Genomic DNA, 14,527 nt, shown 5'->3' on the forward strand with positions numbered 1-14,527 from the left:
GGGCTCCCCTTATGTGGCGAACGTGAGCGCAGGATCGTCATGCCGGGGCAAGTCGATGATGAAGACACTGCCATGGCCAGGTACGCTTTCCATGCTCAAGGTACCGCCATTCGCCTCCACGCTGCGCCGGGCGATCGACAGGCCCAGTCCAGGGCCCGTCTTGCTGGCGCCGCCTTGCGTAAAGGGCAGAAACAGGTCATCTGCTGCCTCCGGCGACAGGCCGGCGCCGTTGTCCTCCACTTCAATCCTGGCCCGCTCGCCGTTCCCATACGCGCGCACCACCACCGTGCCATGCGGCGCGCCAAACTTGAAGGCATTCTGCAGCAGGTTCCCCACGGCGGAGAGCAGCAAATCCTGGTCCGCGTGGAGCTGCAACAAGGGATCGACCTCGTCCACGACCAGGGTGCAGCGCATCAAGTTCGCTTCCAGGCTGGCCGAATGGCTCAGTTCACTGATGAAGTTGCTCAGGAAGAAAACCGAACGCTGCAAGGTCAAGCCCGCCTCCACCCGCACGTCCGCCAGCGAGCGGTCGATCAGGGTGCGCAAACCCACGAGGCTGCGGTCGAGCACGGCTCCAGGTGCGCCTGCCACACCCATGCCGCCTTGCTTGAGCGCGGCGACGGCCAGGCCGGCCGTTCCCAAGTGATTGCGCAGTTCATGGGCCAGGTAGCCGATGCGCTGGCTCAGTGCCAATGCCTGTTCATTGGCAATCAGCACGTCGCGCCGCTGGGTAAATTCCGATACGGCTTCGGCAATGCCGTTGTCGAGGCAACGGTTCAGCGTCCTGAATTCCTCGACGGCAAATTCCTCGTCCAGCTCCACGGCCAGATCGCTGACAGCCTGGCACAGATCGCCATAATCGTGCACGACCTGGCTCACGGAATAGCCAAGCGCCAGCAATTGGCCGCCGTGGGCGGTGGCGCTGTTGGCCAGTTCCGATGTGCCCTGCGCACTGCCGTCGGCGGGACCGGAAATGGCCAGGCTTTGCGCCAGCTTGCCGGCCTCTTCCGCCTTCAGGGTGCGGATCAGCTGCTCCAGAAAGATGGGGATGCCTTCTCTTAACTGTATTTCGGTCGGAAAACGCAGGGGTCGCTTGGCGACTTTGTCACGGCAACGGCGCTCCAGCTCGGCGCGATTTTCCGCTAGGAATAAATGCATCATGACGTTTTCAGCAATCTCAATGATTAAGAATACGCAAGCCTAGCGCGACGACCGGTCAAACTCCGTCTGTTACCGTACGTAGCTGATGGCGCCTGCAGCGCACGCATCGGCCATCCACTGTGCTATTGTCATCATGTACTTAATCAAGCAGGTGTCAAGCATGCAAAACATTGTTACCAGCGTGTCGTTCCGCTACATCGATCCGCACCACAAGGAACCGGGCCCGACCCGGGAATTCGTCAATCAGAACATCCTGCTGCCGCCGGGCGCCCATCTGCCGCGCATGGGCGAAGCCGTTGAGCTCATGCACTGGGACTTGAACCGCGACATGAAATCCGGCGTGTATTCGGTCCTGTTCATCCACACGCGCATCGCCTTGTTTGATGGCAACGACAAGCCGTCCGGCTGGCACACCACCATCACCGTGGGACCGCAATCCGACGAAATCGACGCGCGCTTCCTCTCCGCCCCCTCCTGACGCTCGTGCGGCCCTTGTTGCGGCCAGGCTTGAGCACCTAAAATAGTGCTTTATATTAAACATGTCCGTAACGACAAGCGGTGGCGCTGTCACGCACAATGCAAGGAAGTCAATGAACACACTTTTAGAGCAGGCAACGGCGGAAATGATGGCGGCCGTGGAGGCGTGGTTTGTCGAGCGCCTGAAGCGTACCGACCTGGAAGCTGCCGTGAACCGGACCACCTTGCAGATGGGTATCTTTAATGATCTTTTGCTCGACTACAAACCCGGACGCACGACGGCCGACGATTTCCAGCTGACCGATAACGATGAGTTCGCACCAAGGACGTCATCGCGCCTGGATGAAGCCGTCGTGCGCGACACCATCGCGCCCCAGCTGGTTGCCATGGTACTAGCGAAGCTGGAGACACTGGCCGACACGCCCCTGATCGACTACCGCTTCAGCTTTCGCGGAAAATTCCAGACGGCACAGGGCAAGCTGCACCTGAAGCTGATCGACTACGTCAACGAAGGCAAGCCCCAAACCTTGCTCGAGCGCATACACACCTACGTCACGCAAAAACTCGAGCGCGGCAGCAGGCAGACAAAAAAGCTGGAAACGTTTTTCCTGACGCGCCACCTGCTCGATCCTTATCTGTTTCCGCAGCCCGATATCGCCTGGACGATTGCGCAATTCGAACGCATCGAGCAGTTGAACAAGTCCCGGCCGCAGGCGCTGGCAGAACATCGCAGCGATATCATCCAGGCCGTGTCGGCCTGGGCGGAGCAGCAATTTCTGCCGCAGTTCTATGATGTGCAGAAATCGGCCTATTGCACCACGGAATACACCTTGAAAATGGGCGCGGCGCCCGATACGCAAGGGCTGCAGCCGATCGATCTGCTGCTGTATGGCGCCGTGATGATATTGCGCCACGAACCGAACTACGCCAAATCAAAGGGCCTGAAATTCCTGGAAATCGCGCGCGAACTGGGCAGCGAACGGGCCGTGCGTATGCTCAAGGAAGGCAGCGGCACCTTCCCCAACGACGACATCCACTTGAAAAATGCGCTGCTGGAATGCCGCGCCAACGATGTGTTTGCCACCATCAGCATCACGATTGCCCGGGAAGAGGAAGACGCGTATGCGCAGGCGCTGGCATTCATCACGCATTTGCTGCAAAACGGCTTCCCAAAAGGCTACCAGATCAAGCTCAAATCGAAGGTGAAGGAATATCTTCCCTTGAAAGGCCTGGCCAGGTCCGACACGCACCGCTTCTTTGCCAACGCCCTCGCCTATGCGTCCCTGCAGCCGCAACTTGAAGCATATGCGCGCGCGGCCATCGAAGAATTCGAGTTCTATGCCGATACGGAAGGCGAAAAGAATTGCATGCCCGGCAGCTATGCCACGTTTGGCCTGGGCTTGCTCGACTCTCGCTATTTCCCGCTGGTGCAGCACTACATGGCCAACGTCGACGAAGAGCACCAGTCCGTGCAGGATCAGTTCACGGCCGCCTTCGCCGAAAGACATGGCGTGACGCGCGAGTCCACTCCCGTGCTGGCGGCGTGCCTGCGCGCGTGCACGGATAACGCAAAGGTCAGGATCCAGGGAGAACTGGAGGAGGTAGAGAAACTGGAACTGTTCTACCAGCAATTGCAAGGGCTGGAAGGCTATCTGGTGGAGCACATGCTGTATCCGGTCTGGGGCAAACTGGAAAAACTGGCAGCCCTGGCGCGCAAGGCGGAAGGCCGGCGCAAGGAGCTGCTGCTGGCCTTGCTGGCAGCGGCAAGCAAGGCGGACGCCTAAAGTGCGCAACGTTATGACTTTCACCATATATAATGCGCGCGCCAGAATTGCCGCTAGGCATCTTTTGGCGCCTGACATCGAATCGTGGAGAAAATACATGCATCAAACACAAGAAACCTCGCGCACATCCCTGCTGGCAGCCACCTTTGCAGCTGCCGTGGCGCTGGCCCAGCCCGCTATCGCCACTGAAACAGCCGTGGAGCTGGCGCCAGTCGACGTGGCCAACCTGTACATCAAGACCATCATCAACCAGGATGAAGCCAGCGTCGCCAAGCTCAACGCCTACCTGCGCCCCACGCGTCTGGCGGGCCACCAGAGCGCCGAATATGCGTCGTACAGCGGCCTGAAGGAAGCGGACGCCAAGTTCCCAACGGAAACTGGCAAGCTGATCGCCGACCTGTTCCCGGCCGCCATGCAAGCGGCAGTGAAGCCGGCCGCCGAACTGCTGGCCGCGAATGTCATCGCCGCCAAGAATGGCGCCGTGTGCCAAGCCACCAAAGCGGACCCCGTGACGGTGGAAAACGGCATGCAGACGGCCGCCGTCAGCTTCGAATGCCAGGTCGTCAAAGTGCCAGTGGCATGGGCGGCTGCAGCCCAGCAACTGGCGAAGAGCGGCTGCAAGGTCGAGCAATGCACGGCCGGCCTGAAAAAGATCGCCGCAACCTACACGAGCTCGCCGAAGCAGACCTGGCGCGCCGTATTTCCCGTCAGCCGTGAAAAGAACTCGGAAGCCTGGCGCAACGATTTCGCGCGCGAAACCTTCGATGAAATCTGGGAATACCTGTAATCCTTCACTCATCTATAAACTGCCGGTGGATAAACCCAAACTGACACCAGTCGCCCAGCCAGCAGGCCTGGCCCTGCTGCGCCTGCTCGACCCCGACCATGTGGAAGGCGCGCTGGTCAAGCAAGTGCTGGCGCAGGACTTGGCCAGCCTGCACGGCAAGCAATTGCTGGCGCTGCTGCGCCGGCTGCGTGCGGCGCAATCCAACGAGCACGATTATGCAGGCGCCAGCCCGGCGCAGGCCGAGCAGCAGTTCGGCGCCGCCATCGCTGCCGTCAAGGCTGAGCTGGCCACGCGCCCGCACATTCTCAACAAGCAGGAAGCCAAGGCGCTGCGCCAGGCGGCGGCAAAGAAGCGTTAATCGAGGCGCAAGCCGGCTGCCAGCAAGGCCAGCCGTGCGCGCAAGCACGCCGGCCCCCTCCTATAATCGGAGGCTTACTTGTTTCCGCTATTGAAAGCCCCCATGCTCACACGATTTTCCCACCGCGGCTTCGCCGCACTTGTTTTCTCCGCTCTGGCCACCATGCAGGCGGCCCATGCCCAGTCCCAACCGACAGGCCCCATCGATGCGCGCGCCGTGTGGCAGGAGCGCTCGCTGTCGGCCTGCCGCAGCGAAGAGTCGCCCACCGCACCCGACGTCTGCCTGCTGCGCACCATGCAGCGCGTCGGCGCACGCCCGCAAGCCATCGCCGCCGCCAAAATGCTCATTAAAGCGAACAAGGCAGGCTTCATCTCCGCCTGGCGCCCGCTGGGCAAGGCAGCCCTGGCCACCGTCACCTATCCATTCCGTGCCAACACGAATGAAGGCAGCCTGCTGATCGGCAGCGATGGCGCGGCCATCGACGTCGACGAGGACTCCGTGCGCGAGGAAGACCGCGCCACACCGGCCTGGCGCGTATTTGCCGCCGCCCATCCAGACTCTGTCCCGTTTGCGCCCGCCGACTTCGTCGGCAGCACGGCCACCGGCGATGGCGGCCAGAGCGTGCTGTTTTCTACGCCCCTGAAGAGCTGCCATGCCTGCGCGGACGATGGCGCCTTGCTGGTCGCCTACACGGTCGACAAGGCGGGTATCGTGCGCGAGCGAAAACTCTTGACGATCAAGTAAGGCTGTTTCAAAGATAAGATAGAATTGCCCGATGGCATGTCTATACGAGTCGCACGCCATCGATCCAACTACTTATCACAGGAAAACATGCGCCTTTCACGTTTTGCACTGCACCTTGCCGCCGCCCTGCTGCTCTCTTCCGGCAGCGTCGTCCACCTTGCCCATGCCGTACCGGCCGCCGCCAGCGCGGCCACGCCGCTGGTCATCGGCGAAAGCTTTGTCATCGATTCGCAGGCGCTGCAGGAAAAGCGCCACATCAATGTGTACATGGCGCGCGCCTGGGATACACCGCCTGACGCGCCGTTGCCCGTGCTGTACATGCCGGACGGCGGCGTGGCGGAAGACTTTTTACACGTGGCCGGCTTGCTGCAAGTGTCGGTGGCAAATGGCACGATGCGCCCCTTCATGCTGGTCGGCATGCAAAACACGCAGCGACGGCGCGATTTGACGGGCCCGACCGAAAATGCGCAAGACCGCAAGATCGCCCCCGTGGTGGGCGGCGCGTCCGCCTACCGGGCCTTTATCCGTGATGAGCTGATGCCGGAAGTCAGGCGCCGTTACCGTACGACGGGCGAGACGGCCATCGTCGGCGAATCGCTGGCAGGCCTGTTCGTGGTGGAAACCTATTTGCTGGAACCGCAACTGTTCGACCATTACCTGGCGTTCGACCCCAGCCTGTGGTGGAATCATGGCGCCCTGCCGCGCCAGGCGGCAGCCTTGCTGGAGAAAGGCGCGCCAGGCAAGCATAGCCTGTACCTGGCGTCCAGCAGCGAAGCGGGTATCGCCATCGAAGTGCAGCGCCTGTCCGAGGTGCTGCAAAAGCAGGCGCCACCCGGCTTGCAATGGCACCTGGAAAAGATGCCGGAAGAAAGCCATGGCACGATCTATCACCCGGCAGCCTTGCGGGCTTTCCGCACCGTGTTCAAGCCGCAAGGAGCAGCCAGCCAATAACAAGATGGACAAACTGTAATCTGGCGCAGGGCGTGCCCGCCGCATCTGGCGGGTAAAATCGGCAACCCTTCTTCCCCCGCCCGAGAACAGATATCCATGAGTTTTTTGCAACTATTTATTCTTTCCATCGTCCAGGGCTTCGCCGAGCTGCTGCCCGTGTCCAGCTCCGCCCACGTCATCATGGCGGAAAAGCTGATGGGCCTGGACCCCACATCGCCGGAGCTGACCATGCTGCTGGTGATGCTGCACACGGGCACCATGTTTGCCGTCATCGTGTATTTCTGGAAATCCTGGCGCGCCACGTACTTCAGTTCGGTCACCGCCTTCCGCAGCAATGTTCTGCTGCTCGCGGCCGCCACGGCCTTGACGGGCCTCGTCGGCTTCGGCTTGCTGAAGGGCATCACCCACGTCATGAGCAAGGATGCGCCCGGCTTTGAAATCGAACACCTGTTTGGCAACGCAAAACTGATGGCCGCCGCGCTGGCCGCCGCCGGCGTGCTGATCATCGTTTCCTCGCGCCTGCAAGCGCGCCAGCACGGCACCTTGTCCATCGGCAAGGCGATGGTGATCGGCGCCGTGCAAGGCCTGTGCCTGCCATTCCGCGGCTTTTCCCGATCGGGCGCCACCATTTCGGCCGGCATCGCCATGGGCGTGCCGCAGCGCCGCGCCGAGGAATTCAGCTTTGCCCTGGCCGTGGTGCTGACGCCCGCCGTGCTGGTCAAGGAAGGCTGGCGCTTCTACCAGGCCGTGGCAAATGGCAGCCTGGACCATCTGGAACACGGCAACAGTCTGCTGCACCTGCTCGGTCCTAGCCTGCTGGGCATGCTGCTTTCCTTCCTGGCTGGCTTGCTGGCCCTGCGCTGGCTGTCACGCTGGCTGGAACAGGGCCGCTGGCATTTTTTTGGCGCGTATTGCCTGCTGGCCTCCTTGGTGGTGTTGTACCTAGGGTAAAATCGCCGGGTTTGCGTTAAACACCTATCAAACCTGCTGCGCGTCGTGATTTACGGCCTGCGATGCTCACTGTACCTTCGTACAGTTGCGCTTCTCGACCATAACTCCCTTCCGCTCGCTACGGTTTTCTTAGGCGTTATTGTGTTAACTATCATCCCAGCCAGGTTTTACAGAAAGCCAACGATGAATTTCGCCGCCACCGCCGCCCTCTCCCTTGCCATGTCCACCGATGCCTTCGCGGCCGCCGTGGGCAAGGGCGCCGCCTTGCACAAGCCGCAATGGCGCGAGGCCCTGCGCACGGGCCTGATCTTTGGCGTCATCGAAGCCATCACGCCCATCATCGGCTGGGCCCTGGGCAGCGTGGCAGCGCCTTACGTGGAAGCGTGGGATCACTGGATCGCTTTCAGCCTGCTGGGCATCATCGGCCTGTTGATGATACGCAACGCCCTTGGCGACGCCGACGAGGACGAAGCGCCGGCGCAATCGCACTCGTTCTGGGTGCTGGCCGTGACCGGCCTGGCCACCAGCATCGACGCCATGGTGGTCGGCGCGGGCCTGGCTTTGCTGGGCGCCAATATCGTCGTGACGGCGGCCGCCATCGGCTTTTCCACCTTCGTCATGGTGACGCTGGGCGTGATGCTGGGCCGCGTGCTGGGCACGGTGGCGGGACGGCGCGCCGAACTCGTGGGTGGCCTGGTGCTGATCGTCATCGGCTGCGTGATCCTGTACGAGCATATCGGTCATCCGGCCTGAAACCCCGTAAAGCCTGCGCACGCCACGGCAAGCGGCATGGACCAAGCTCCACTTTGTGCTACATTCAACACTCTGCATTCATGTCTCGCAAGGTGACCATCATGGAAACTCTGGAGCTTATTTTTGCCTCGCTGGTACGCGAAACGGCCGAGTCAATACGCGATCACCACGTCCCTTTTGCCATCAAACACGACGAGCGCGCCTATTTCGAGTGGATGGATGGGCATCCGATCAATGGCTATATCCAGGAAGCGTATCGGGAAATCGAGGAAACGGCCCAGCAGATCCGCGCCATTCGCGCTGGGTAATGACGCTAGTTGAACCATGGCTGACAGTATTGATCAGATCAAAGACTCGACCGTTCAATACGCGTAGAAAAGGTCTGGGCCATGACAGTCAGGTCTGGAGGCGGGGGACATGGATCAGGAACAAAAACACCAGATCAGGGGTTATGAATTTCATGTGGCCGGGGCGCTGGAGAAGGATGGGCGCTACCGGGGCATGATCTTGATCAGCAAGCGCGGCGATACGCTGCAGGTGTACGCCAAGCCCGTGCTGATTGAAACGCTGAGCAGTTTCAAATCCGTGCACGCGGCCTTGATCGAAGCGTCGGCGTATGCTCAGGAACTCATCTATAACGGCGCCATCAACGCGCTGCTGCCGGTCGATGCGCCGATGGCGAGCAAACAGACGCCGCAGCCGCCGGATTTCGTCGGCAACTGACGCTGGCAAGCCCATCCGGCCAGCCGGGCTGGCGCGTATAATGACGCGCTTTCCCGGATGAAAACTCAGAACCATGGAATTTGTGAATTTACCGCTGGTCTTCCTGGTCGGCTGCGCACTGATCGCCTTGCTGGCCAAAAAAAATGGCTACTCGTGGTACCTGTTTTTCTTCGCGATTGCCGTGCCCGCCCCCCTGTTGCTCCTGGCCTTGCCCCATGTGCTGGGCGTGGAGATCGCTTCCCTGACCTCCGTACGGCTGGGCGCCGCCCTGCTGCTACCGTTCGCAGGCTTGCTGCTGGCCCTGCGCGGCAAGCGCGGCAAGCGCTAAGGCCGCTCAGCGTACCGGCACGCCATCGGCTAGTCGCCAGCCGATGGACAGTGCCAGTTGCTGCGCTTCTTTTTCGTTGCTGCAATCGTCATAGTCACAAGTGTCCGCATACGCGCCACACGCCTGGTTCTGACTGACATACGAGCCGACCCAGCGGCCATCGCGACGCTGGCTGGCCGTGGCGCTGATGGTAAAACCTTTGTGGATGGTGGGATTTTCAAAAGACATAATTCCTCCGATATAAGAATAACGTCAGGAACCTGACTGGCCTCCACTGTGCGCCAGTTGCCGCCCACAGTCTGTACGTTTGACCACACACAGGAAGCGCGCACGCGCACGCCCGCGTGGCGCCAGGCGATCGGGTATGATTTCAGCATGTGTGGACGATTCGATCAAAATGACACGGCGCGCGTGATGGCGTCGTCCTTCGGCTGGACCGACGCGGTGTTCGACAGCGAAGCCGAGCCGCACCTGAACGTCTCGCCCGGCACTTACCGGCCCATCTTGCACATCCAGGATGGGGTGCACCGGGTCGACGATGTCTTCTGGGGCTACCGCCCCGCCTGGGCCGCGCAAGCCGTGCCCGCCCCCGGCAAGAAAAAAATCCCCATCGCCATCAATGCCCGCCTGGAAAAATTGGCTGGCGCCTATTGGAAGCCCTTGCTGCGCGCAGGGCGCGGCGTCGTTAGCGTTTCCGGCTGGTATGAATGGACGGGAGAGAAAGGCAGCAAGCAGCCCTGGCACATCCACCGCAAGGATCGCGCGCGCCTGTTCCTGCTGGCACTGGCGCAGTTCGGGCCGTACAAGGTCAACCGAGAGGAAGCCGGTTTCGTGCTGGTGACGGCCGACAGCCTGGGCGGCATGGTCGATCTCCACGACCGCCGCCCCGTGACCGTCAGCCTGGAAGACGCGCACCGCTGGCTAGATCCCACACTCACTCCCGAGCAAGCGCTGCACCTGGCGCGCACCTGCATGCTCGATACGGACCTGTTCGAGTGGCATGCCGTCGATAATCCACTGGTGCCGTCCGCCAAGGCCAAGGCACCGCCAGCGGCCGCAGCGCAAAGCACGTTTGATTGGGGAACGGATTAAGGCAGGCGCGCCAGCCGGCGCCACAGCGCTTCCATCGGTCCCTGGCGAAAGGTCTGCAGCCAGTAGCGGCTCAGTAACACTTGCCCTGCCATGAGCACTGCCGCCAGGCCCAGCATCTCGACCGGACGCAAACGGGCGCCCCAGCCCAGGCCCGGCCCCTGCAGCAGCCAGGTGCCGAGCAGCGATTGCAACAAGTAATTACTCAGCGCCATGCGTCCCACGGGCGCCAGCCATGCGCCGAGCCAGCGCAGCATGAAGGGGCTGGCCAGCATCAGTGCGGCCACATAGCCGGCCGCCAGCACGGGGCCGCCGGCGAACAGACCCACTTCGAACAGGGCTGTGTCGAAAACGGTTTGATACGGGTCAGCCACTTGCCAGGCGATGGCGCCCGCCGCCAGCAGGCTGAACGGCAAACCCAGGCCCAGTCCCACGGCACGCACGCGGCGCCACAGGCGCTGGTGGCGCTGCGGCTGCGTCAGCCAGCCACAGCGCACGGACAAGATGCCCAGCAGGAACAGCACGATAATATGCGGCAGCATGACAGCGGCGTACAGCAAGGACACGAGGAAATCGTTGGCGCGCAGCTTCGCCACGGCCCACGCGCCGCCTTGCGTGTAGATGGCGTAGCGGTCCGCAAAACCTTGCAGATCGCGTGCGATGTCCGGCGCGCCGCCCTGCTGGCCCACGGGAATCAGCAGGCACATGAACAGCAAAAAGCCGGCCGCCACCAACCACGCGCGGGTGCGCACGCGACTGAGCCTGGCTGATGCCAGGGGCAGGATCAGCATACCGGCGACGGCATACGAGGTCAGCACGTCGCCGCTCCAGATGAGGAAACCGTGCAGCAGGCCGAATGCCAGCAGCCAGCGCAAACGGCGCCGGTAGGCGGCTTGCGCGGCCGCCCAGCTGCCCAGCTGGCGCTGCAGGGAACGTGTCTGCAAGGCAAAGCCGGCGCCAAACAGAAACGCGAAGATGGGATAGAACTTGAATTGCGCCAGCGCCGCAACCAGAAAAATGACGAGCTGGTCGAGCACGGGCGGCTGCGCCGGCAAGGTGCCGTAGCGCAAGGAAATCGTGCCCCAGGCAAAGCCCCAGATATTCACCAGCAAGATGCCAAACACGGCGATGCCGCGCAGCACATCGAGCTGCAGCAACCTGCCGGGCTTGGCGGACATGGAGTTCAGGGCGTTCAGGGGCGCGCCAGGGTGGGGTAATCGCTCACCTGCAGGCTGAAGCCGGACGCATCCGATCGCAGCCGCGCCTGGCCGCCGAACGGCAAGGTGACACGGCGGCGGATATGGCCGAACTCGAGCCCCGTCAGCACGGGTACAGGCAAGCGTTCGCGCACGTAGGCCAGCATGGCGTCAGCATCGTAGCCCTTGTCCATCGGGCTCAATTTGTAGCCGGAAAAATCACCGAGCACCACCGCTTGCTGCCGGTCAATGACGCCAGCGTGCAGCAATTGCAGCAGCATGCGCTCGACCCGGTACGGGTGTTCATTGACGTCTTCCAGGAACAGGATACCGCCATCGATCTCGGGGAAATATGGCGTGCCCAGCAAGTGGACCAGCATGGCCAGGTTGCCGCCCCATAATTTACCCGTGAGCTCGACCTGCGGATTGCCCGCTGCCGTGCCCGTGACCGTGTGCGTGGGGCCGGCCAGGCACGACCACAGTTGATCGAGCGTAAATTGCTCGGGCTCGTCGCGGATGAAATCGTCGCAGATCATGGGGCCGGCAAAGCTGGCGCGGCTCGTTTTCGCCAGCAAGCCCATGTGGAAGGCCGTGAAATCGCTGTAGCCGACAAACAGTTTGCGGCTGTCGGCCATGGCCTGGAAATCGATCTCGGGCAGGATGCGGCTGATGCCGTAGCTGCCGCGCAAGGCGATCACCACTTGCACGGCCGGGTCGGCAGCTGCGGCATGGAGTTGCGCCAGGCGCCCCGCATCCGTGCCGCCGAAACGCTGGAATGTGTGCTCGGGGTCGTAGTAATTGTGGACGGTGGCGCCTTGCGCCTGCAAGCGGGCGATGCCGCGCGCCAGTGCCGCTTCGTCGGGCGCACAACCGCCCGGCGCGACGATGGCGATGCCAATCTCAGGTGTCTTCAAAATATGCCCGCACGTAAATAAGAATGGGCGCGCCTAGGCTGGCTGGGAGCGCATCTGGGGCGCCATCTTACCTTGCAGATGCACATCGATCAAGGCGAGCAGACGCTCGATCAACTGGGGCGGCATGTCGTGCCCCATGCCTTCGATCACTTCCAGCCGGGCGCCAGGAATCAGCGCCGCCGTATCGATGCCGCAGGCAACGGGGATCAAGGGATCGGCTGCGCCATGGATCACCAGCGCAGGACAGCTGATGCTTGGCAGCAAGGCCGTGCGCTCGCCCGAGGCGGCAATGGCCACCATTTGCCGCGCCACACCTTCCGGGCAACTGCCCCGCTGCAGCGCCGCTTCGATGCGTTGGTATAGCAGTTTTTCCGAGACGGGATAGGCGGGACTGCCGATGACGCGCACGGTGGCCGCCATGTGCGCCATCAGTTCGGCGCGGCTGGCATTGCGTTTAGGACGTTGCAATAAAGCATTGCGCGCCGCCCGCGTGGGGCCGGGCAAGCCGCGACGGCCGCTGCTCGACATGATGGAGGTCAGACTGAGCACCTGCTGCTGCGCGCGCGCCGCCATCACTTGCGCGATCATGCCGCCCATCGACACGCCAATCACGTGCGCCTGGGCAATGCGCAAGGCCGCCAGCAAGCCCAGCGCGTCGTCCGCCATGTCATTCAGGGTGTAGGAAGTTTTCAGGGGCCAGCCGACGAGGTTTTTCACATAGGCCAGCGGCAGATAAGGCTTGCCCGCCAGCGCCATCTTGCTCGACAGGCCGCTGTCGCGGTTGTCGAAACGCACAACCCGAAAACCTTGCTCGACGATGCCTTCGACGAAGTCCGCCGGCCAGGCGATCAGTTGCATGCCCAGGCCCATGACCAGCAGCACGCACGGATCGTCAGGGTCGCCGTGGCTTTCATAAGCTATGTTGAGGCCGTTCGCCATGATGGTTGCCATGATTGCCTCTCTTCAGGAACCAGCACGCAGACACGATCGCTGCGGCCTTGCACTCAGCATACCACTATTGTGCTTCAGACATGAGACCGGCACGCGGCACTCAGCTGAAGTGTTGCCGCGCCGGTACGGCGCGCGACAACTGTACCGAATCAACGGTGCTGCTTACTTGGCCTTTGGCAAGGAATCAGCCAGATCGACCCACGCTTGCGGCTGCGGTTTGCCCCGTTCGCGTACGCCGAAGAAGGAAACCACTTGCGTGCCGTCGTTATCAAAGAACTCGACCGAGGTGACACCGCCGCGCTTGACGACCCAGCCGCTGCGCAGGGCCGTGTCGCGGATGTGCAGGTTGAAGTCCGGATCCAGCACGTTGAAGAAACCGCCGGCGGCCATGGTTTTCTCGATCTTGCCGCTGTAGATCTGCGTCAAGCCTTCATTGCCCAGGAACACCATGATGGCCACCTTGTCCTTCGCCGCGTTTTCCAGCAGGGTGCGCAGCGCTGCCGGCGTCACGCGCTCGACCACGCCGGCCGGCGCCAGGCGCAGCGCCTGTTCGCGCGTCAGATGGAATTCGCGCATGATTTGCGCGAACTGGTGCACGTCCGTCATGTCTTTCCAGGCCAGCTGGAATTCCTTGACGTCGATCTCGGCATCCGGTTTTTCCGCCGCTTTCGGCGCCACGGCCAGCACATTCAATTCCGCGCTTTGCTGGGGCATGCGGAAGGTCGCCACCAGCTTGTCGTAGACGGCCACGCCCGGTTCGTTGCGCAGGTAGATCTTGTGCACGGCCGTGCCGTTGGCGTCAAAAAATTGCAGGCTGCGGGTCGGCTTGCCGTCGCGGCCCGCTTGTTCCACGGCAAATGCGTATTTCCAGTGTTCAAAGTGGAAACGGAGGTCGATCTGGCCGCCCAGGTAGCCGCCGGCAATATTGCGCTGACGCGCTTCCGTTTCCGGATCCTGCTTGGCGTCGGCCTGCTCGGACTTGTCGCCCGCCTGCTTGAATTTGCTGGCCGTGCCCGTCGTTTCGATGACGCCGTTTTCATTGCGCGTGATCGCTTGCACGATGCCCAGGTCCAGCGCCGCGCGCATGATTTCGCGCGGCTGGTTGCCGTCCGCCTGCAGGCGCGTCACGCCCTTGCCGATATTGGTTGCCAGCAATTGCGCTTCAGACACACCCAGCGCGCGCGCCGCATCGCGGATCTGCAGCTTTGGCTGTTCCGTGCGCAAGGTGGACCAGCGTTCCGCCAAGGTGGCTGGGGCCGCGGTTGCGTTTGCAATCAACAGGCTGCCTAGCAGGGATAGAACGAGTTTGGAAAACTTCATAGAGAGACCATTCAATCAAACATGGAAAAAAGAGGGACAA

At 62.1% G+C, this 14,527-nt stretch carries 18 protein-coding genes; 12 read left to right on the forward strand and 6 right to left on the reverse strand.

Annotated features, from left to right (window positions below):
• Positions 1 to 9: 9 nt before the first annotated feature.
• Positions 10 to 1,161 (reverse strand): sensor histidine kinase, encoded by a 1,152-nt coding sequence (locus tag ACQ4WY_RS01720; RefSeq protein WP_436502542.1) that lies wholly within the window; start codon positions 1,159 to 1,161, stop codon positions 10 to 12.
• 160 nt (positions 1,162 to 1,321) lie between these two features.
• On the opposite strand from ACQ4WY_RS01720, the gene ACQ4WY_RS01725 reads away from it, so the two are divergent.
• The 11 genes from ACQ4WY_RS01725 (at position 1,322) to ACQ4WY_RS01775 (ending at position 9,017) form a co-directional block, all read left to right on the forward strand.
• Positions 1,322 to 1,639: a hypothetical protein gene (locus ACQ4WY_RS01725; protein ID WP_436502543.1), complete on the forward strand. Its 318-nt coding sequence runs from the start codon at positions 1,322 to 1,324 to the stop codon at positions 1,637 to 1,639.
• A 112-nt stretch (positions 1,640 to 1,751) separates the two neighbouring features.
• On the forward strand, positions 1,752 to 3,422 hold the full coding sequence (locus tag ACQ4WY_RS01730; RefSeq protein ID WP_436502544.1) for a DUF6138 family protein: 1,671 nt from the start codon (positions 1,752 to 1,754) through the stop codon (positions 3,420 to 3,422).
• A gap of 97 nt (positions 3,423 to 3,519) precedes the next feature.
• The gene (locus ACQ4WY_RS01735; protein ID WP_436502545.1) at positions 3,520 to 4,209 is read left to right on the forward strand and encodes a hypothetical protein; all 690 of its coding nucleotides are present in this window, start codon (positions 3,520 to 3,522) and stop codon (positions 4,207 to 4,209) included.
• A gap of 25 nt (positions 4,210 to 4,234) precedes the next feature.
• Positions 4,235 to 4,567: a hypothetical protein gene (locus tag ACQ4WY_RS01740; RefSeq protein WP_436502546.1), complete on the forward strand. Its 333-nt coding sequence runs from the start codon at positions 4,235 to 4,237 to the stop codon at positions 4,565 to 4,567.
• A gap of 102 nt (positions 4,568 to 4,669) precedes the next feature.
• Entirely contained in the window at positions 4,670 to 5,311 is a 642-nt protein-coding gene (locus ACQ4WY_RS01745) for a hypothetical protein (RefSeq protein ID WP_436502547.1), read from the forward strand.
• A gap of 87 nt (positions 5,312 to 5,398) precedes the next feature.
• On the forward strand, positions 5,399 to 6,262 hold the full coding sequence (locus tag ACQ4WY_RS01750; RefSeq protein ID WP_436502548.1) for an alpha/beta hydrolase: 864 nt from the start codon (positions 5,399 to 5,401) through the stop codon (positions 6,260 to 6,262).
• 96 nt (positions 6,263 to 6,358) lie between these two features.
• Positions 6,359 to 7,213 (forward strand): undecaprenyl-diphosphate phosphatase, encoded by an 855-nt coding sequence (locus ACQ4WY_RS01755; protein WP_436502549.1) that lies wholly within the window; start codon positions 6,359 to 6,361, stop codon positions 7,211 to 7,213.
• Between the two features lie 183 nt (positions 7,214 to 7,396).
• A complete protein-coding gene (mntP, locus tag ACQ4WY_RS01760) occupies positions 7,397 to 7,966 on the forward strand; it encodes a manganese efflux pump MntP (protein ID WP_353657034.1) in 570 nt (189 codons plus the stop codon).
• 101 nt (positions 7,967 to 8,067) lie between these two features.
• Positions 8,068 to 8,274 carry a hypothetical protein gene (locus ACQ4WY_RS01765; RefSeq protein ID WP_436502550.1) on the forward strand — a complete coding sequence of 69 codons (207 nt, stop codon included), beginning with the start codon at positions 8,068 to 8,070 and terminating at the stop codon, positions 8,272 to 8,274.
• Positions 8,275 to 8,383: 109 nt separating this feature from the next.
• Entirely contained in the window at positions 8,384 to 8,689 is a 306-nt protein-coding gene (locus ACQ4WY_RS01770) for a hypothetical protein (protein ID WP_436502551.1), read from the forward strand.
• A gap of 73 nt (positions 8,690 to 8,762) precedes the next feature.
• Complete coding sequence (locus ACQ4WY_RS01775) at positions 8,763 to 9,017, forward strand: hypothetical protein (protein ID WP_436502552.1); 255 nt, start codon at positions 8,763 to 8,765, stop codon at positions 9,015 to 9,017.
• A 6-nt stretch (positions 9,018 to 9,023) separates the two neighbouring features.
• Here ACQ4WY_RS01775 and ACQ4WY_RS01780 read toward each other — a convergent pair whose 3' ends face one another.
• Positions 9,024 to 9,245 (reverse strand): hypothetical protein, encoded by a 222-nt coding sequence (locus tag ACQ4WY_RS01780; RefSeq protein ID WP_436502553.1) that lies wholly within the window; start codon positions 9,243 to 9,245, stop codon positions 9,024 to 9,026.
• Between the two features lie 147 nt (positions 9,246 to 9,392).
• On the opposite strand from ACQ4WY_RS01780, the gene ACQ4WY_RS01785 reads away from it, so the two are divergent.
• Positions 9,393 to 10,109: an SOS response-associated peptidase gene (locus ACQ4WY_RS01785; protein WP_436502554.1), complete on the forward strand. Its 717-nt coding sequence runs from the start codon at positions 9,393 to 9,395 to the stop codon at positions 10,107 to 10,109.
• Here ACQ4WY_RS01785 and ACQ4WY_RS01790 read toward each other — a convergent pair.
• The 4 genes from ACQ4WY_RS01790 to ACQ4WY_RS01805 all read right to left on the reverse strand — a co-directional run bounded on the left by ACQ4WY_RS01790 (position 10,106) and on the right by ACQ4WY_RS01805 (position 14,487).
• Positions 10,106 to 11,284, reverse strand: coding sequence for a DUF418 domain-containing protein (locus tag ACQ4WY_RS01790; RefSeq protein ID WP_436502555.1), 1,179 nt, complete (start codon positions 11,282 to 11,284; stop codon positions 10,106 to 10,108). The genes ACQ4WY_RS01785 and ACQ4WY_RS01790 overlap by 4 nt on opposite strands.
• Before the next feature lie 14 nt (positions 11,285 to 11,298).
• Positions 11,299 to 12,216 (reverse strand): muramoyltetrapeptide carboxypeptidase, encoded by a 918-nt coding sequence (gene ldcA / locus ACQ4WY_RS01795; protein WP_436502556.1) that lies wholly within the window; start codon positions 12,214 to 12,216, stop codon positions 11,299 to 11,301.
• A 33-nt stretch (positions 12,217 to 12,249) separates the two neighbouring features.
• Positions 12,250 to 13,167, reverse strand: coding sequence for an alpha/beta fold hydrolase (locus ACQ4WY_RS01800; protein WP_436502557.1), 918 nt, complete (start codon positions 13,165 to 13,167; stop codon positions 12,250 to 12,252).
• A 162-nt stretch (positions 13,168 to 13,329) separates the two neighbouring features.
• Positions 13,330 to 14,487, reverse strand: coding sequence for a hemin-degrading factor (locus ACQ4WY_RS01805; protein WP_436502558.1), 1,158 nt, complete (start codon positions 14,485 to 14,487; stop codon positions 13,330 to 13,332).
• Positions 14,488 to 14,527 lie beyond the last annotated feature (40 nt).

Source organism: Janthinobacterium salmonicoloratum (genome assembly GCF_051380845.1).
Taxonomy (GTDB): domain Bacteria; phylum Pseudomonadota; class Gammaproteobacteria; order Burkholderiales; family Burkholderiaceae_D; genus Janthinobacterium; species Janthinobacterium lividum_F.